The sequence below is a fragment of the Streptomonospora arabica genome, from assembly GCF_039531585.1.
Lineage (GTDB): Bacteria > Actinomycetota > Actinomycetes > Streptosporangiales > Streptosporangiaceae > Streptomonospora > Streptomonospora halophila.
The window spans coordinates 1-17,358 of record NZ_BAAAQI010000021.1; the positions used below are offsets into that span (position 1 = coordinate 1).

A 17,358-nucleotide genomic window follows, 5' to 3' on the forward strand; every position below is an offset into this window, starting at 1 on the left:
ATCACCGCCCAGGCGGCGTCGGAGAGGTCGGAGGGGTAGCATCGGGCACCAGCGGCCCCGGAATCGTTGCATTGGCACACACCACGCGATCATTCCGGGGCTGCGTCATGTTCGGGCATCCGGCATGGCTGGTCACCCAACGCCGCTACCCGCATACCCAACAGTCACTCAGCCACCTCGACGCAGTTCGGCTCCCGCTTCCCACTGTAGCTGCTCTTGTGCCACTTGGTATTAGAGTTCATCCCTCATCTTCCAACTGGCGCTGCTCGATCCCGTGGCGCTTATCGCCCGATTGGTACGCCCTTCCCGCGGACTGCACGCCGCGCAGGTCCGGTGGGTCCGGTTCGAGCCGGGACCGGTGGCGTCGTGAGGGGCGCGAAGGGGCTCGTCGAGCACCCCCGGTCCTGGCGGGAGATCCCCGGCTCCGGTGCGGTCTTCGCCGTCGGCGCCGAGGCCGGGACAGTGGTCATGGAGTGGCGCACGGCGCCCGGCGGCGAGCACGTCGACGTCTACGTGCGCCGCGCTCTCCGCTGCCGCCGACGCTGCTGGTCGGCGGCGCTCGATCCGGAGGACTTCCAGCTCCGGCTGTTCAACCGCATCCGCGCCTCGTGGGACCCCTGCATCTACCCGTTCGGCTTCCCGCTCGACGAAGGCGGTGCCCGGTGACCACACGGAAATGGACGTGCCGCCTGTGCACCCGTCCCAACCTCGGCGGGATCTGCGGCTTCTGCGGACACCCGCTCGCCGAGCAGTGGCGGCTGCCGCCCCTCCCCGGTGAGCGCCGCACGCCGCGAGCCTCCCGACCCCCGCGCGTACGCCGGTACGTGCTCACGCTCGAAGGCGCGCCGAGAGGGGCACCCTCGCATCCGGCTGCACCACGGTAGCCTAGTTCGAACGTTTGTTCTATCCTGGGTGTGAGCAGGACGACCGCCGCAGGGGGGATGTCATGTCAGGGTTGGCGGGCGGAGGCCCCGGTCCTACCATCGAGGGCATGCTGCCGATCGACGAGCGGACCGCCATGCTCGCTCTCGTCCTGCGCAGCGGCGCTGAACGGTCCGCGATCAGAGAAGCCGTGATGGACGCGGGCAGCGCTCGTACCGTCCTGCAGCGACAGGCCGCCGGTGAGGACACCCTTTTTCCGCAGACGATCGATGAGCTGTCCGAGGTGGAACACGCGAGGGCTATCGTCACCGAGGGCGGTCTGCGCGGCAGTCGGCTGTTCTGCTTCCTCGACGAGGAGTATCCGGAGCAGCTGCGAGAGATCCACGAGATGCCGCTGCTGGTGTGGACGCGAGGCCGATCGGCGCACGACCGGCGCGCAATCGCCGTCGTCGGCTCGCGTTCCGCCTCTCACCGGGGTATCTCGGCCGCTTCCGAAATCGCGGCGAATCTCGCCAAAGAACACGTCACGGTGGTCAGCGGCTTGGCTTCCGGGATCGACACGGCAGCGCACACCGCGGCTCTAGAGGCCGGCGGGCGTACCGTTGCGGTGCTCGGTACAGGCATCAACCGCACCTACCCGCCGCAGAATCATGAGCTGCAGGAGACCATCGCCGATCGGGGCATGGTGCTTTCCCAGTTCTTGCCGGATTCCGCCCCCACCCGACAGAGCTTTCCGATGCGCAATGCGGTGATGAGCGGGTATGCCGCGGCCACTGTCGTGGTGGAGGCAGGTGAGCACAGCGGAGCCCGGATCCAGGCGCGTATGGCTCTAGAGCATGGTCGCCCCCTGATCCTGCTCGGCCGCCTGGTCGAAACCACGGGCTGGGCCAGCGGCTTCGCCGGACGTCCGGGTGTATACGTCGTCACGCATATGGACGAGTTGCTGAACGTGGTGAACGAACGCATCAGCGAAGCCGAGACTTCGGCGGACCAACTGGCCAGGGCAGCCGAGGTTGACTGGTAAACCCGATTGGGATTTCGTCGAGCGCACAGTCGCCAACCAAAGCCGGTACCTCCGCCCTGTCCGTGTCGGCGTCCCGGGCATGTGTCACGTCTGCTTCGGCGCGGTCCCGCATTCGGACGGCGAAGAATGCAGCAAGTGCGCAGAGACCCGCGCTGCAGCGGACGGTGGAATCGCAGATGTGGTCACAGCGGTCACTTATCGGGTCCGCGGTAATCAGCATGACCATGATCTGCGGGTCTACAAAGCGGCCTATGCGTCCGAAGCAGCCAAGACGCGACTGCTTTGCCTCTTCTGGCACTTCAGCAAATACCACGCACGATGCGTGCAGGCGCAGGCGGGCGTCGGCGGATTCACCCACGTGGCCTTCGTGCCCAGCACGAAAACCGCGAGGAAGAGCCATCCGCTGCAGGACTTGCTCGCCCCAGTGGTTCCCAGGCTTTCTCTGGTGCGTTTAGGCGTCAATGCCGGTGTCTCCCCTGACAGCCGGGAATTCGCTCCCCATTGGTTCACCGCCGACCCGCTGGCTGCGAGCGGCGCGGGGGCCCCTGCAGTGCTGCTGGTGGATGACACTTGGGTGACCGGCGCGCGGGCCCAGTCGGCGGCCTATCGATTGAAGCAGGCAGGAGCGGCCACGGTCGCGGTCCTCGTGCTCGCGCGGCAGATCAACCCCGATTGGACGCATTCCCGACCGCTACTGACCGCGGTGGAGAACACGACCTTCGACGCCGCCCGGTGCGTCCACCATTCCCACTGAGTCGACTGGGGAGGCTCAACTGCGCCGCCTGCTCGACCTGGCCATCCGGGGAATCAGCCCGGAGCGCTGATCCGGTGGCTCCGGCTCAGGGCGTGCCGCCCTCCCTGTCCTCCGCTGACGCCGGGGGGCGGCCGTACATGAGCCGTCGTAGGACCGCCTCCGCGGGGCCGCGGCGGTGGGCGCGGTCGAGGGCGCAGGCGCCGACGACGGTGACCAGCCAGACGCCGACCGCGAAGAGGGCCATGCTCCAGCTGGTCAGATGCGCGCCCCAACCCAGGCCCCAGGCCGCCAGCAGCGGGGCGAAGATCAGCGAGTGCGCCAGGTAGCAGGACAGCGACCGCCTGCCGACCGCGGCCACGGCGACGACCGGGAGGCTGCGCCGCGCACGGGCGGAGAGGGCGCGGGCGACGAGCGCGAACACCGCGACGTAGCCGAGTCCGCCCGCCAGGCCCGTGATCGACTGCGCCGCGTACAGCGGCCCGGCCTCCGCCAGCACCGCGGGCGGGGCGTCCACCGCGTTGATGTGGGCGAGGGCGGCGGGCAGTCCGCCGAGCCATCCGATCGCCAGGCCGGCGACCGCGGTGGTGCGCAGCAGCGGCAGGTGCCGGCCCGGATCCTCCAGCACGCGCCGTCGAGCGCACCAGAACCCGAGCAGCATCGCCGCGTGGAAGGAGAAGCCGAGCAGCCCGCCCCCGAAGGCGACGAACAGCCACGTGGAGAACCGCGTGGCGACCGAGGCGGGATAGCTCTCCTCACCGGAGGCGTAGTAGAGCGTCGAGGGGTCCACAGCCCGGGCGGCGGCGTTCCCGGCGTCGAGGACGTCGAGCGCGGATCCGACCTCGCCCAACACGAGGAGAGCGACCGCGATCCCCGCCCACACCAGCAGGGTGGTGTCGCGGCGGCGCAGGAACAGCGCGCCGATCACGAGGCTCGCCACACCGTAGGCGCCGAGGATGTCGCCGCCCAGCAGCAGCGCGCCGTGCAGGAGGCCGAAGGCGAGCAGCCACAGGCTGCGGCGGCGCAGCACCCGGACGGCGCCGCGCTCGGTGCCGCCGGCGGCGGTCTGCCGCTGCATGACCTGCATCATGCCGTAGCCGAAGAGGAACGCGAAGAGCGGGAACACGCGCAGGTCCAGGCCCGTGATCATCGCGAACTGCACGGCCCGGTCGGCCGCGGAGCCGTCGACGGGGTGCCAGCCCGACGGCCCGTGCTCGGCGGCGTAGAGGAAGAAGGCGGTGTTGGACAGAACGATCATCAGCAGCATGGCGCCGCGCGCCAGATCGGGGGCGAGAGCGCGCTCGCCGGTGCGTACTCCGCCCCGCGCGGCGGGGCGTGTGCGGACATCCATGGCCAGAAACTCCGAACACCATTCGATATTATTTCTCCGAACGGTATACGGAGTTCTATGCTGTCTGCAAGATGACTACTCACGACAACGCCGCCGCCGTGCCGGACAACGACCCCACGCCCGCGCTGAAGCTGCTGTGGGGCGTGGACGAGCCGCACCCCAGCCGCGGGCCGAGACAGGGGCTCACCCGCGAGCGGGTGGTACAGGCCGCGATCGAGGTCGCCGAGGCCGAGGGGCTTGCCGCGCTGTCCATGCGCAGGGTGGCCCAGCGCCTGGAGGTGGGCACGGCGTCGCTGTACACCTATGTCCCGGGCAAGCCGGAACTGCTCGCACTCATGCTCGACGCGATGATCGGCGACGGCGTGCTGCCGCACACCCTTCCGGGCGGATGGCGCGAGCAGCTGGAGGCCGCGGCCCGCTCAGACTGGGAGGGCTTCCGCCGGCACCCGTGGATCCTGCAGCTCGCCTCGGACCGCCCGCTGCCGGGACCGAACTTGATGGCCTGGTTCGACTCGGCGCTGAGCGTGCTGGAAGGCACCGGCCTCACCGACGCGGAGCGGTTCACCGTGGTCGAGGGGATCGACGGCCTCGTTCGCGGCATGGCGCGCAACGCCACCGATCCGGCCTCGGACGAGGGGCCGGGCGAGAGCGCGAAGACCTGGCGTGCGACGCGCGACGCGTTTCTGGAAGAGCATGTGGACTTCGGCCGCTACCCGCATTTCGCCGCGGCGCTCGGCGTCGGCGCGCCGCCGGGTGCGGACGAGGTCTTCGAGTTCGGCCTGCGGCGCATGCTCGACGGCGTCGAGGGCCTCATGAGGGAGCGCGGCGGCGCCGACTGAGGTGGCGGCGGGCGCCGCCGCGCGTGATGCGGACACACCTGTGCCGCAGGAGTGTCGGGAAGCAGACGGGATGGTGCGAGATTTTCGCGGGAAGGGGGGAACTCAACGGGCCGATGCGGCGTCTGAGTGGGTAGGAGCGGCACTCGCCGACCTGGGCGGGGGAACCGTCGGACCGGTGCCGAGTGGGCGCTCTGACGCAGGCTCAGCGACGCCGTCGCCTCTTCAAGCGGCCGAGAGGGAGGAAGCGTGGTGCCGGCCGCGTTGGAAGGGGCTGGTGAAGGGAAAGGAGAGGGAGTTCAGCAGGGCCGCCGCGCCGGCGGGGTCGTTCGCCGGGTGGGTGACGGTGCTGCCGAAGAGGTCGTTCCAGAAGAACTTGCCGTCGCGGCACCAGACGTTGATACCGCGCATGACCGAGATGACCGCGAGTTCCGACGTGCCGGCCCGGTACATCGGGCTTGCCGCGATCGCCACGAGTTCGTCCCAGAGTGCGGTGACGGCCCGTTCGGCGCAGAACGCGTGCCGGGGTCTGTGCTTCACGCGGTTGGCCAGCGCCGCCTTCGCGCGGTTGGCCCGCGGGTTGTTCAACCGCCAGTGACTCACTTCGACGTCTCCTGATCAGTCCGGTTGCCGTGGAACGCCATCCGCAAGGGGGCGCGACCGCGGTCCGAGCATGGGCCGGGCAGTCAAAGATCCACGATCTTCGCAAAGTTGGTAGGCAGCGAACTCTGTCGTTACCTCCTGGTTATTCTTTGCGCTCCGGATAGTAGCAGCAATCGCCCCCTAGGGGTCGACCCTCGAAAATGTGACCCATGCCACAGGCAAGCACGGGGTGACATGCGGGTGGACGGGAAGTTTTTGCAGGTCACGACAGCTTCTTCGGCGTTTCGTGGCCACAGCTGGCCGCCCGCCACCCCCCAGGGACGTCAGGTGGGTCACCCGGCGCGACGGAGGGGCACCGATCGCGTCATCCCAGCTAAGAGCGGCAATCCCGGGGCCGGAAGGGGTCCCCTCGAGCGCTCCGCGCCGCTCAAAACCTGTTGAACCGTACAAATCTGCCGGTCGACTGCGAAGCGGGTGCCGCACCCCCCGTTCTGTAGGCGCCGAGTACCCGAGCAGTCACCCAACGTGGTATCCGGGAGAGGTGCTTGGAGCCGCGTCGCATTCGTACCGACCCGGCGTTTCGACCCCGGTTTGCGACGGAATCACCGTGTCTTTGCGCCCCCATGGGACCAACCGGACCAACAGGATCCTCGCGACCACTCGACTCCTCCGCACCGGCGGTGCACCCGGCGCCCGGGAAAGACGGGGCGGCCGGCCCGCCGCGCCGCTCAGGTCGCCCGCAGGGCGGCGCGGGAGCCGCGGCCGAGCGCCGGCCCCGCGCTCGCCGGTGTGCGCCTCCTGACGCCCCTCGCGCGCGTGCGAGAGGCCTTCCCCACCGTCCGGCACGCCGTCGCGCTTCCCTGCAAGCCCCCGCGTGGACGCGAGAGCGAGCGCGAGGGGGCGAGGGGCCCTCAGAGACTCACGCGGTCCCTACATTCATCCGCATTCATCCGCGCGCGGAGCCGGCGGAGCCGCTCAGGCTACGGCCCGCTCACTGCGGCGGCCCGCCCCTTCTCCGCTTCCGCTGCGCCGGGCCCCCGGCGCGGCGTGCTCCGCGCCACCGCCGGACGTGGCCGGTCACACCCCTCTTCTTCCCGCGTATGCCGCCACAGAGCCGCAGGCCGCCGCTAGCATAGATACAAGATGCATACAAAGACCTCGGCGACCGACCGCGCCTACCGCCACACCAAGGACGCGATCCTCGACCGCCGCTACGCCGGCGGCGATCTGATCAGCGAAGGCGACATCGCCGCCGGGGTGGGCGTGTCCCGCACCCCCGTCCGCGAAGCGCTCTTGCGCCTGGAGGCCGAAGGCCTCGTGCGCCTCTACCCCAAGCGGGGCGCCCTGGTCGTGCCCGTCTCCCAGGACGAGATCGACGACGTGATCGAGACGCGGCGGCTCGTCGAAGGGCACACGGCGCAGAAGGCGGCCGCCGCCGAGGCCGGGGAACGCGGCGCGCTCGCAGTGCGGCTGAACGAACTGCTCGACCGGATGCGCACCGAGGTCGACGGCGACCGCCAGGCGTTCGTCCTGGCCGACCGCGGCTTCCACCGCGAGATCGTCACCGCCGGAGGCAACGCGATCCTGGTCGGCCTGTACGACTCACTGCGGGACCGGCAGCTGCGCATGATGGAAGAGGGGGTCCGCACCGTGGCGCGGATGTGCAGGAACATCGACGAGCACGCCGCGATCCTCGCGGCCGTCGAGGCGGGCGACGCGCCTTCCGCGGGCCGCGCCGTCCAGGTCCACCTGGACGGGGCCGCACAGCTGCTGGGGGCGCGAACGTGAGCGGCGCCGGGCGCGATTCCACCTCCGCCGGCACCGGTACTCGCGGCGCCTTCCGCAGGGCGGGCCCGCGGAGGGGGCGACGTCCGGGCCGGGTGGGCCCGGTGCGCCGTGATTCATCCGGTGACCGGGTGACCGACGTCTCCTCGTCCTCGCGACCTGCGACGTCCTCCGCACCGTCGACCGCCTCCGCTGCCGCCATGACCGAAACCGCCGCGCACACCGCGACAACCACGACCGCACCGGCCGGCCCCGCCGCGTCCGCGGCCCGCACCGTCCCCGCCGGACCCGCCGGCGGCGCCCGCGCCTGGCTGGTGTGGGGAATCGGCGTGAGCGTCTACTTCCTGGCGATGTTCCACCGCAACGGGCTGGGCGCCGCCGCGCTGGAGGCCCAGGAGCGCTTCGACGCGGGCCCGGCGCTGCTGTCCATGCTCCCGATGCTGCAGCTGCTGGTGTACGTGGTGCTGCAGGTGCCCACCGGCCTGCTCGCCGACAGGGTCGGCCCGCGGGTCTCGCTTACGGCGGGCGCGGTGCTGATGGCGGTGGGCGTGGCGCTCTTCGCGGTCGCGCCCTCCCTCGGAACCGCCATTGCCGGCCGGGTGCTGATCGGCATGGGCGACGCCGTCACCTTCCTCAACGTCATCCGCCTCGCCGCGCTGTGGTTCCCCCGCTCCCGCTACGCGCTCGTCAGCGGGCTCACCGGGGTGGCCGGAGGCATCGGCCAGGCCGCCAGCGTCGCCCCGCTGTCCTTCGCGCTGCACGGCCTGGGCTGGACCGGCGCCTTCCTCGCCTTCTCCGCGGTCACCCTGGTGATGTCGCTGCTCGTGCTGCTGGTGGTGCGCGACCGCCCCACCGGGCCGCTGCCCGCGGGTACGCGGCCCCGCGTCCGCGCCCTGGAGAGCATCGCCGAGGCGCTGCGCACCCGCGGACCGCGGCTGGGTATGGTCCACCACGCCGCGATCATGCCTCCGTACACGACGCTCGGCGTGCTGTGGGGCTACCCCTTCCTCGTGGAGGGGGTCGGCTTCGCCCCGGGCGTGGCCGGCACCCTGCTCTCCGGAATCGGCGCCGCCGTGCTGTGGGTCTCCCCGCTCATCGGCGCGCTCGCCGGACGCCACCCGGGGGTGCGGCGCCCGCTGGCCACGACCCTGGCGAGCCTGTTCGCGGTCGGCTGGCTGGCCGTGGTCGGCTGGCCCGGCGGCCTCCCGCCCACCGGGGTGGTACTGGCGGTGCTCATGGTCAGCGCGGCCGGGGCCGTCGCGGCACCCGCGCTGTCGTTCGACTTCGCCCGCGACGGCCTGCCCGCCGAGCGCACCGGCGTGGCCTCGGGGCTGGTGAACATGAGCGGCTTCCTCACCACGGTCGTGGTGACCGTGGCGGCGGGCGTGGTGCTGGAGACCGGTGCCGGGTTCCAGGCCGCGTTCGTGCCGCTGACGGTGACCACCGCACTGGCGGGCGGCGCGCTCGTGACCATGCTCTGGAGGCGCCCGCCCCGCCCGGTCGCCGACGGCTGAGCCCACTGGCGAGGGAACCGCGCCAGGGGGCGGGCCCGGGTGACGACGCAAGCGGTCGGGGAGGGGCGCCGAGGGGCCGCAGCGGCGCGTCGGCGGCCTCCGGCTCCCGGCCGTGCGGGACAGGCGAACCCCCTGCCCGGTGGCCCTTTCGCGACCGCCGGTGCCGGGGCGGGCGGCCTGCTGACCGGTTGAGGACAATGCACCGGCCGGGGCTGCAGGGGCGCGCACCCCCTTCGGTAAAGTCGGTGCGCACGTGCCGGATGCCGCTGGCGCGGTCGGTCCGGTGTGCGACGGGGGGCTCCAGCGAGCTATGCGTGGTCTGCTCGAAGCCTCGCTGTCCTTTCCCACGGTCCTGTTCAGCGTTCTGCTGCTGGTGGTCGCGGGCTACTGGCTGTTCGTGATCCTCGGCGCTGTCGAAGCCGACGTCCTCGACGGCGCCGCCGGTCCCGACTCCCGCTCCGCCGGCGGGTTCGGCGGCGCCCTCGGAGCCGTCGGCCTCGGCGGCGTGCCCGTGACCGTGGCGCTGTCGCTGCTGATCGCGGTGGCCTGGTTCGTGAGCCTGGTGGGAACCGTGCTGATCGGCTCGCCGGCCGGCTCCTCTCCCCTGATGATCGCCCTGGCACTGGTGATACTGGTGGCGGCGGTGATCATCGCCTGGGGTGTAACCAGTGCGATCGTCATGGGGCTGCGCAGGCTGCTGCCCGCGGAGCGGCGGAGCAGAGGCGCCGACGTCGTCGGCCGGACCTGCGTCGTGCGCACCGGCAGGGTCGACAGCGCGTTCGGCCAGGCCGAGATCTCCGGCGGCGACGGCTCGTCGTCGCTGATCGAGGTACGCACCATCGGCGAGGAGCGGCTGAGCGCGGGCAGCACCGCGCTCATCTTCGACTACGACTCCGAGTCCGGCGTCTACCGCGTCACTCCGTTCGACTCCGCGTCCGACCACGGGTCCTCGGCCTGAAGGCCTGAATCCGACCGCCGCCTCCGCGGTACCGCTGCCGCAGGCCACAACCACGACCTGCGACGGCTGCCGCCGTCCCCTCGCTGCCCGGGTGCCGCGGGGCACCGGCGCTGCACAGGCAACGTCCTGTCCGGGCGAGGCGCGGACGCTCCCCTCGGGGCCGAGGCCGACCTGCCCAAGCTGGGCGAGCTGCGCGGCACGCTCACGCCCGAGGAGGCCGGGCGCTGGGAGGGCGTCAAAGCCTTCCCTGCGCGGCAAGGCGCTGGGCGGTGACGGCGACGACCCGCTGAACCGGGCGGTGGGCGCCATGGGCCTGCTGGCCGACCGCGTCGGGGCCGTCGAGACCGCCATCGAGCGCGCGGCCGACCGCATGCGGGCCGGAGGCGGCTGAGGGCGGGCCTCCTGCTCGGCGGGGGCCCGGCGCACAGCGCCGCGCCCCCGTTGCCGTGCGGATCCGGCAGGTCCCGAGGCGGCGGTTCGGTGGGGTGACGGGACTCTCTCCGGCCGAGTGCGGCCTCCCGCTGGCAGATCTCTACTACTGGGTAGTAACCTATATTTGTTACCAGTCAGTAGATCGCGTGTGGACACACAGCGGCCCGGACAAGCGGAGCGCGCCCATGTCGCATTACAAGAGCAATCTCCGTGACCTCGAGTTCAACCTCTTCGAGGTCTTCAAGCGCCAGGACGTGCTGGGCGGCGGCCCGTTCGAGGAGCTGGACGAGGACACGGCCCGGACCATCCTCGACGAGGTCAACCGCCTCGCCACCGGCGTCGTCGCCGAGTCCTTCGAGGACGCCGACCGCAACCCGCCGGTGTTCGACCCGGCTACCAACAGCGTCGCCCTGCCCGAGAGCCTGAAGAAGTCCTACCGGGCCTTCATCGACGCCGGCTGGTACAACCTCGACCTGCCCCCGGAGCTCGGCGGCCTCAACGCGCCCCGCTCGCTGGCCTGGGCCGCCTCCGAGCTGATCCTGGGCGCCAACCCCGCCGTGCACATGTACGCCGCCGGCCCGGGCTTCGCCAACGTCCTCTACCAGGAGGGCAACGACGCCCAGAAGCGCATCGCCCACCAGGCGATCGAGCGGGGCTGGGGCGCCACCATGGTGCTCACCGAGCCCGACGCGGGCTCCGACGTCGGCGCCGGGCGCACCCGGGCCGTCGACCAGGGCGACGGCACCTGGCACATCGACGGGGTGAAGCGCTTCATCACCTCCGGCGAGCAGGACATGACCGAGAACATCTTCCACCTGGTCCTGGCGCGCCCCGAAGGCGCCAAGCCCGGCACGAAGGGCCTCTCGCTGTTCCTGGTACCCAAGTTCCTCATCAACGAGGACGGCTCGCCCGGCGAGCGCAACGGCGTCTACGCCACCAACGTCGAGCACAAGATGGGGCTGAAGGCCTCCACCACCTGCGAGCTGACCTTCGGCGCCAAGCACCCCGCCGTGGGCTACCTCGTCGGCGACAAGCACGACGGCATCCGGCAGATGTTCCTCGTCATCGAGCACGCCCGGATGATGGTGGGCACCAAGGCCATCGCCACGCTCTCGACCGGCTACCTCAACGCGCTGGAGTACGCCAAGGAGCGCAAGCAGGGCGCCGACCTCACCCAGATGGCCGACAAGACCGCCCCGCGCGTGCCCATCACGCGCCACCCCGACGTCCGGCGCAGCCTGATGACCCAGAAGGCGTACGCCGAAGGGCTGCGCGCGCTGGTCATCTACACCGCCAGTCAGCAGGACGCCGTCCAGATCGCCCAGCACGAGGGCGCCGACTACAGCGAGACCGACGCGCTCAACGACCTGCTGCTGCCCATCGTCAAGGGCGTGGGCTCCGAGCGCTCCTACTCGCTGCTGGCCGAGTCGCTGCAGACCCTGGGCGGGTCGGGCTACCTGCAGGACTACCCGATCGAGCAGTACATCCGCGACGCCAAGATCGACACCCTCTACGAGGGCACCACCGCGATCCAGGCGCAGGACTTCTTCTTCCGCAAGATCGTCAAGAACAACGGCGAGGCCTTCGGCCGGCTCGTCGGCGGGATCAAGGAGTTCGCCGCGGGCGAGGCCGGCAACGGCCGGCTCAAGGAGGAGCGCGGCGCGCTCGCCGACGCCGCCGGGCACGTCGAGAAGATGGTCGAGACCATGGTCGGCGACCTGATGCGCTCCGCCGAGCAGACCGACGAGCTCTACAAGGTCGGGCTGAACACCACCCGGCTGCTGATGAGCGCCGGCGATCTGGTGCTCGGCTGGTTGCTGCTGCGCCAGGCCGAGGTGGCGCTGGCCGCCCTCGACGGCGCCGAAGGGGCCGACCGCGACTTCTACACCGGCAAGGTCGCCGCCGCCCGCTTCTTCGCCGACCAGGTGCTGCCGCGCCTGGCGACCGAGCGCGCGCTGGCCGAGAACGTCGGCCTGGACCTGATGGAGCTCCCGGAGTCGGCCTTCTAGAGGCCCGCCCCGAACCCGCCCCGGGAGCGGCACGCCCGCCCCGGACTTCGGGCCCGGTGCGCACGACCCCTGCGCACCGGGCCGTCGCGCGTCCTGCGGCGGTCGCACCGAAGCGCCGCCGACCGCCGACCGGTGCGGCGCGCCGGCTCCGCGAGCCGCCCGACCGGCTAGGGCCGAGAGCCTCGGCTCCCCCGGCCCGGAGCCCGCCGACACGCGGCCCACGGCCCACGGTGCTCCGCCATCCCGTGCGGCCTGCTGAGCATCGGCGTCCCCGGCTTCAGCGCCGCCGGCGCGGCCGGATACCGGCTCGTGGTCGGCCGCGGCAAGGCCGCGATCAGCTGAGCGCCCGTCGCCGGGCCGTGCGCCGCGCGACCCGCGCCACCCCGCCGGCTGCCCGCTCGCCCGACCGCCGCCGATACGTGGCCGGGCGCGCGGGATGGCACGTCGACGAACGGGTAGTAGTAGGCAACGGGATCGCAAAAGACGCGGCGCGGAGGCAGCGAATGGGAATCGGACTCGGCATCTTCCTGGTGGTCATCGGGGCCGTGCTCGCGTACGGCATCACCGCGGAAATCGCCGGACTCAACCTGGACGCCATCGGCATGATCTTCATGGTCGCCGGTGTGGCGGTGGTCGTCCTGACCATCATCCTCATGATGGTCCGCCGCGACCGCACCCGGCAGTCGATCCAGGACGACTCCGACGTGCTCTGACGCGAACGGGCACCCCCGGCGGCACCGCGCGGCGGCGCCTCTCGCCCCCTCGTCCCCTGACACGGCGACGGCCCCGGCACCGCGAACACGGTGCCGGGGCCGGCGCTTGGGTCGAGGCGCCGCGCCGCGGCGTCAGGCCGAGGCGGGCTCGGGCCGGGCCGCGGGGCGGACGCTGAGGGCGTCGGCGTCCTCGTCGAGGTCGACGACCACCGTGTCGCCCTCGGTGAGCTCCCCCGCCAGCATCGCCTTGGCCAGCGGGTCGCCGATCGCGGCCTGCACCAGCCGGCGCAGCGGCCGGGCACCGTAGACCGGGTCGTAGCCGGTCAGCGCCAGCCACTCGCGGGCGGCCGGTGTGACCTCCAGCTCCAGCCGCCGCTCGCTCAGCCGGGCGGCAAGGCGGTCGACCTGCAGGTCGACGATGCGGGTCAGCTCGTCGGTGGACAGCGCCTCGAACACGATCAGGTCGTCCAGCCGGTTCAAGAACTCCGGCTTGAAGGTGCTGCGCACGACCGACATCACCTTCTCCCGCCGGTCCTCGCTCGCCAGCGCGGGGTCGACGAGGAACTGCGAGCCGAGGTTGGACGTCAGGACCAGCAGCGTGTTGCGGAAGTCGACGCTGCGCCCCTGGCCGTCGGTGAGCCGCCCGTCGTCGAGAACCTGCAGCAGCGTGTCGAAGACCTCGATGTGCGCCTTCTCCACCTCGTCCAGCAGCACCACCGTGTAGGGCCGACGGCGCACCGCCTCGGTGAGCTGGCCGCCCTCCTCGTAGCCGACGTAGCCGGGGGGCGCGCCCACCAGCCGCGAGACCGAGTGCTTCTCGGAGTACTCGCTCATGTCGATGCGCACGATCGCCCGCTCGTCGTCGAACAGCAGCTCGGCCAGCGCCTTGGCCAGCTCGGTCTTGCCGACGCCCGTGGGGCCCAGGAACAGGAACGAGCCGGTGGGGCGGTCCGGGTCGGAGATGCCGGTGCGCGCGCGGCGCACCGCGTCGGAGACCGCGGCCACCGCCTTGTGCTGGCCGACCAGCCGCTTGCCCAGCTCCTCCTCCATGCGCAGCAGCTTGGCGGTCTCGCCCTCCAGCAGCCGACCGACGGGGATGCCCGTCCACGAGGAGACCACGTCGGCGACGTCGTCGGCGCCCACCTCCTCCTTGACCATCGTCGGCTCCGCGGCGGAGGCCGACCCCTGCTCCTCCTCGGCGTGGGACGCCTCCTCCAGCTGCTTCTCCAGCTGCGGAATCTCGCCGTACATGAGCCGGGAGGCCTCGGTGAAGTCCCCGTCGCGCTGGGCGCGCTCGGCCTGCGTGCGCAGCCCGTCCAGGCGCTCCTTGAGCTCGCCGACCCGGTTCAGCCCGGCCTTCTCCTGCTCCCAGCGGGCTACCAGCGCGTTGAGCTCCTCCTGCCGGTCGGCGAGGTCGGCGCGCAGCCGCTCCAGCCGCTGCAGGGAGGCGGCGTCGGACTCCTTCTCCAGCGCCATCTCCTCCATCTTCAGCCGGTCGACGGTGCGCTGCAGCTCGTCGATCTCCACCGGGCGGGAGTCGATCTCCATGCGCAGGCGCGAGGCGGCCTCGTCGATCAGGTCGATGGCCTTGTCCGGCAGGAACCGGGCGGTGATGTAGCGGTCCGACAGCGTGGCCGCGGCCACCAGCGCCGCGTCGGCGATCTGCACCTTGTGGTGCGCCTCGTAGCGGCCCTTGAGACCGCGCAGGATCGCGATGGTGTCGGCGGCCGACGGCTCGCCCACCAGCACCTGCTGGAAGCGGCGCTCCAGCGCCGGGTCCTTCTCGATGCGCTCACGGTACTCGTCCAGCGTGGTGGCGCCGACCATGCGCAGCTCGCCGCGGGCCAGCATCGGCTTGAGCATGTTGCCCGCGTCCATGGCGCCCTCGGCGGCGCCGGCGCCGACCATGGTGTGCAGCTCGTCGATGAAGGTGATGATCTGGCCGTCGCTCTCCTTGATCTCGGTGAGCACGGCTTTGAGGCGCTCCTCGAACTCGCCGCGGTACTTGGCTCCGGCCACCATCGACGACAGGTCGAGGGCGATCAGCCGCTTGTCGCGCAGGGACTCGGGCACGTCGCCGGCCACGATGCGCTGCGCGAGCCCTTCGACCACGGCGGTCTTGCCGACGCCGGGCTCGCCGATCAGCACCGGGTTGTTCTTGGTGCGCCGGGAGAGCACCTGCACCACCCGGCGGATCTCGGAGTCGCGGCCGATCACCGGGTCCAGCGCTCCCGAGCGCGCCCGGCCGGTGAGGTCGACGCCGTACTTGTCCAGCGCCTGGTAGGTGTCCTCGGGGTTCTCGGTGGTGACCCGGCCGGGGCCGCGCACCCGATCGAACGCTTCGAGCAGCGCCTCGGGAGTGGCGCCGGCGTCCTTGAGCAGCCGACTGGCCTCGCCGCCGTCGGCGGCCAGCCCCACCAGCAGGTGCTCGGTCGAGACGAACTCGTCCTCCATCTTCTGGGCGCGCTGGGCCGCGGTGTTCAGCGAGACGATCAGCTGTCGGGAGCTCTGCGGAGCGCCCACCGTGCTGCCGGCGGCCTTGGGCAGGCCGGTCAGCGTCTGCCCGAGCTTGGCGGAGAGGTCGTCGGGCGCCGCACCGACCTCCTTGAGCAGCGGGCGGATGATCCCCTCGCCCTGGTCGAGCAGTGCGGCGAGCAGATGGACCGGCTCGACCTGCGGGTTGCCGTCCGTGGTGGCCCGCCGCATCGCCGCCGCCACGGCTTCCTGGCTCTTCGTGGTGAGTTTGTAGTTCATGCGTCGCCGCCCCCTTCGCGCGTGATCGCTATGCGGTTGTGTGTGGTGGGCCCGCCGGATCAGCGGCGGGGCGCGCACCCGTTCCGGGCACAGGCGGCCCCCGCCGGCCGCCTCGGCGCCCGCCCGGTGCCGGTCGGCCGTCGCGGCCCGGCCGGACCGGCTACTGGTCCTGCTCGGGCGGAGGGGAGGTGTTGAAGATCGTCACCCGGGCGCGCCGCACCGGCAGCAGCTCGCCGCCGCCGGTCTCGCCCGCCGAGCGCCGCGCCACCGCAGAGCGGGCCGCGTCCAGCTCGTTGCGCAGGTGGAACAGGTGCTCGCGCAGCTTCTCCACCTCGATCTCCAGTTCCAGGATGCGCTTGATCCCGGCGAGGTTGATCCCCTCCTCCTGGGAGAGCCGCTGCACCTCGCGCAGCGTCCGGATGTCGCGCATCGAGTAGCGCCTGCCCCGGCCGGAGGCCCGGCCCGGCGAGACCAGGCCCAGCCGGTCGTACTGGCGCAGCGTCTGCGGATGCAGTCCGGACAGCTCAGCGGCCACCGAGATCACATAGACCGGGATGTCGTCGCCCAGTCCGGGATCGGTCATGACATTCACATCCCCTTCGCGCGAGTCTCCAGACCGCTGCGCGGGTCCTGGTCCGCGGTCGCGGCGCGGAACTTCTCAAGCGCCTCGCGCGCCTCCTCGTTGAGGCGGTCGGGTACCGCCACTTCGACGGTGACCAGCATGTCGCCCGCGGTCCCGTCGCGCCGGGCCGTGCCCTTGCCGCGGACCCGGAAGGTCCGGCCGTTGGGCGTGCCCGGTGGGATCTTGACCGTGACGGGCAGGCCGTTGAGGGTGGGCACCCGCACGTCGGCGCCGAGCGCGGCCTCGGGGAAGGTCACCGGAACGGTGATCGTCAGGTTGTCGCCGGACTTGCCGAACACGGGGTGCGGCTGCACATGTACCACCACATAGAGGTCTCCGGCCGGTCCACCGTGCTCGCCCGGCGCGCCTTTGCCCTTGAGCCGGATCCGCTGGCCGTCGGAGACACCCGCGGGGATCCGGGCCTGGATCGTTCGGGTGCTCTTGCCGCGCCCGCTGCCGCTGCACGTCAGGCAGGGGTCGTCGACCACCAGGCCGCGCCCCTTGCACTCGCCGCACGGCTCGGAAAGCGAGAATCCGCCCAGGTTGCGGTTCTCGTGACCGGTGCCCGAGCAGTTCGGGCACACGCGGGGAGCGGTGCCGGCGCGGGCGCCGGTGCCCTTGCAGGTGGGGCACGCGGCGTCGCTGCTGAGCTGGAAGGACCGGGTCAGTCCGGCGGACGCCTCGCTGAACGTCAGCCGGGTCTCGGTCTCGATGTCGGCCCCGCGCCGGGGCTGGGTCGTGGTCCGGCCGCGCCCGCCGAACAGGCCGCCGAACAGGTCGCTCAGCCGCTCGCCGCCCCCGCTGGTCTGGGTGCCGCCGCCCTGGCCGAACAGGTCGCCCAGGTCGAACCCGCCCGCGCCGGTGTTCCCGCCGGGGCGGTAGGAACCGCCGAAGAGGGAGCGGGCGTCGTCGTACTCCTTGCGCCGCTTCTCGTCACTGAGCACGTTGTAGGCCTCGGAGATCTCCTTGAAGCGCTCCTCGGCCTGCGCGTCGCCGGTGTTGGCGTCGGGGTGGTTCTCGCGCGCGAGCTTGCGATAGGACTGCTTGATCTCGTCCTGCGAGGCGGTCTTTGAGACTCCGAGGACCTTGTAATAGTCCTTCTCCAGGTAGTCCTTCGTGCTCAT

At 71.7% G+C, this 17,358-nt stretch carries 15 protein-coding genes and 1 pseudogene; 10 read left to right on the top strand and 6 right to left on the bottom strand.

The features are described 5' to 3' along the window. Positions 1–164: 164 nt before the first annotated feature. Positions 165–242, bottom strand: a complete 78-nt coding sequence (locus ABD284_RS25845; protein WP_386699707.1) for a DUF397 domain-containing protein — start codon at positions 240–242, stop codon at positions 165–167. 124 nt (positions 243–366) lie between these two features. Here ABD284_RS25845 and ABD284_RS22935 point away from each other — a divergent pair, with 124 nt between their 5' ends. From ABD284_RS22935 to ABD284_RS22945, 3 genes are all read left to right on the top strand, one after another. Beyond that, positions 367–666 (top strand): hypothetical protein, encoded by a 300-nt coding sequence (locus ABD284_RS22935; protein ID WP_344147457.1) that lies wholly within the window; start codon positions 367–369, stop codon positions 664–666. 325 nt (positions 667–991) lie between these two features. Beyond that, on the top strand, positions 992–1,906 hold the full coding sequence (locus ABD284_RS22940) for a DNA-processing protein DprA (protein WP_344147461.1): 915 nt from the start codon (positions 992–994) through the stop codon (positions 1,904–1,906). Between the two features lie 178 nt (positions 1,907–2,084). Continuing rightward, positions 2,085–2,660 carry a hypothetical protein gene (locus ABD284_RS22945; protein ID WP_344147464.1) on the top strand — a complete coding sequence of 192 codons (576 nt, stop codon included), beginning with the start codon at positions 2,085–2,087 and terminating at the stop codon, positions 2,658–2,660. A gap of 85 nt (positions 2,661–2,745) precedes the next feature. On the opposite strand, the gene ABD284_RS22950 is transcribed toward ABD284_RS22945, so the two are convergent. Continuing rightward, positions 2,746–4,008, bottom strand: coding sequence for a DUF418 domain-containing protein (locus ABD284_RS22950; protein WP_344147467.1), 1,263 nt, complete (start codon positions 4,006–4,008; stop codon positions 2,746–2,748). A gap of 71 nt (positions 4,009–4,079) precedes the next feature. Here ABD284_RS22950 and ABD284_RS22955 point away from each other — a divergent pair, with 71 nt between their 5' ends. Then, complete coding sequence (locus ABD284_RS22955) at positions 4,080–4,847, top strand: TetR/AcrR family transcriptional regulator (protein WP_344147470.1); 768 nt, start codon at positions 4,080–4,082, stop codon at positions 4,845–4,847. Between the two features lie 222 nt (positions 4,848–5,069). On the opposite strand, the gene ABD284_RS22960 is transcribed toward ABD284_RS22955, so the two are convergent. After that, on the bottom strand, positions 5,070–5,447 hold the full coding sequence (locus ABD284_RS22960) for a hypothetical protein (RefSeq protein WP_344147473.1): 378 nt from the start codon (positions 5,445–5,447) through the stop codon (positions 5,070–5,072). Between the two features lie 1,143 nt (positions 5,448–6,590). On the opposite strand from ABD284_RS22960, the gene ABD284_RS22965 reads away from it, so the two are divergent. The 6 genes and pseudogenes from ABD284_RS22965 to ABD284_RS22985 all read left to right on the top strand — a co-directional run bounded on the left by ABD284_RS22965 (position 6,591) and on the right by ABD284_RS22985 (position 12,858). Further along, entirely contained in the window at positions 6,591–7,235 is a 645-nt protein-coding gene (locus ABD284_RS22965; protein ID WP_344147476.1) for a GntR family transcriptional regulator, read from the top strand. 197 nt (positions 7,236–7,432) lie between these two features. Continuing rightward, the gene (locus tag ABD284_RS22970) at positions 7,433–8,746 is read left to right on the top strand and encodes an MFS transporter (protein WP_344147479.1); all 1,314 of its coding nucleotides are present in this window, start codon (positions 7,433–7,435) and stop codon (positions 8,744–8,746) included. Positions 8,747–9,056: 310 nt separating this feature from the next. After that, positions 9,057–9,704 carry a DUF1449 domain-containing protein gene (locus ABD284_RS22975; protein ID WP_344147482.1) on the top strand — a complete coding sequence of 216 codons (648 nt, stop codon included), beginning with the start codon at positions 9,057–9,059 and terminating at the stop codon, positions 9,702–9,704. 133 nt (positions 9,705–9,837) lie between these two features. After that, positions 9,838–10,095 (top strand): annotated as a pseudogene (locus ABD284_RS25850) (hypothetical protein); the annotation flags it as partial. 226 nt (positions 10,096–10,321) lie between these two features. Next, positions 10,322–12,145: an acyl-CoA dehydrogenase gene (locus ABD284_RS22980; RefSeq protein ID WP_344147485.1), complete on the top strand. Its 1,824-nt coding sequence runs from the start codon at positions 10,322–10,324 to the stop codon at positions 12,143–12,145. 503 nt (positions 12,146–12,648) lie between these two features. Then, a complete protein-coding gene (locus ABD284_RS22985) occupies positions 12,649–12,858 on the top strand; it encodes a DUF6458 family protein (protein WP_344147488.1) in 210 nt (69 codons plus the stop codon). A gap of 132 nt (positions 12,859–12,990) precedes the next feature. On the opposite strand, the gene clpB is transcribed toward ABD284_RS22985, so the two are convergent. The 3 genes from clpB to dnaJ all read right to left on the bottom strand — a co-directional run bounded on the left by clpB (position 12,991) and on the right by dnaJ (position 17,358). After that, a complete protein-coding gene (gene clpB, locus ABD284_RS22990) occupies positions 12,991–15,612 on the bottom strand; it encodes an ATP-dependent chaperone ClpB (protein ID WP_344147491.1) in 2,622 nt (873 codons plus the stop codon). A 160-nt stretch (positions 15,613–15,772) separates the two neighbouring features. Beyond that, positions 15,773–16,195, bottom strand: coding sequence for a heat shock protein transcriptional repressor HspR (locus ABD284_RS22995; protein WP_344147494.1), 423 nt, complete (start codon positions 16,193–16,195; stop codon positions 15,773–15,775). A 5-nt stretch (positions 16,196–16,200) separates the two neighbouring features. Continuing rightward, the gene (gene dnaJ, locus ABD284_RS23000) at positions 16,201–17,358 is read right to left on the bottom strand and encodes a molecular chaperone DnaJ (protein WP_344147497.1); all 1,158 of its coding nucleotides are present in this window, start codon (positions 17,356–17,358) and stop codon (positions 16,201–16,203) included.

What these genes read in the sequence shown, in the direction of transcription:
- dnaJ (WP_344147497.1), bottom strand. Translation starts at nt 17,358, where the DNA reads ATGAGCACGAAGGACTACCTGGAGAAGGACTATTACAAGGTCCTCGGA.
- ABD284_RS22950 (WP_344147467.1), bottom strand. Translation starts at nt 4,008, where the DNA reads ATGGATGTCCGCACACGCCCCGCCGCGCGGGGCGGAGTACGCACCGGC.
- ABD284_RS22955 (WP_344147470.1), top strand. Translation starts at nt 4,080, where the DNA reads ATGACTACTCACGACAACGCCGCCGCCGTGCCGGACAACGACCCCACG.
- ABD284_RS25845 (WP_386699707.1), bottom strand. Translation starts at nt 242, where the DNA reads ATGAACTCTAATACCAAGTGGCACAAGAGCAGCTACAGTGGGAAGCGG.
- ABD284_RS22975 (WP_344147482.1), top strand. Translation starts at nt 9,057, where the DNA reads ATGCGTGGTCTGCTCGAAGCCTCGCTGTCCTTTCCCACGGTCCTGTTC.
- ABD284_RS22980 (WP_344147485.1), top strand. Translation starts at nt 10,322, where the DNA reads ATGTCGCATTACAAGAGCAATCTCCGTGACCTCGAGTTCAACCTCTTC.
- ABD284_RS22940 (WP_344147461.1), top strand. Translation starts at nt 992, where the DNA reads ATGCTGCCGATCGACGAGCGGACCGCCATGCTCGCTCTCGTCCTGCGC.
- ABD284_RS22995 (WP_344147494.1), bottom strand. Translation starts at nt 16,195, where the DNA reads ATGACCGATCCCGGACTGGGCGACGACATCCCGGTCTATGTGATCTCG.
- ABD284_RS22965 (WP_344147476.1), top strand. Translation starts at nt 6,591, where the DNA reads ATGCATACAAAGACCTCGGCGACCGACCGCGCCTACCGCCACACCAAG.
- ABD284_RS22985 (WP_344147488.1), top strand. Translation starts at nt 12,649, where the DNA reads ATGGGAATCGGACTCGGCATCTTCCTGGTGGTCATCGGGGCCGTGCTC.
- clpB (WP_344147491.1), bottom strand. Translation starts at nt 15,612, where the DNA reads ATGAACTACAAACTCACCACGAAGAGCCAGGAAGCCGTGGCGGCGGCG.
- ABD284_RS22970 (WP_344147479.1), top strand. Translation starts at nt 7,433, where the DNA reads ATGACCGAAACCGCCGCGCACACCGCGACAACCACGACCGCACCGGCC.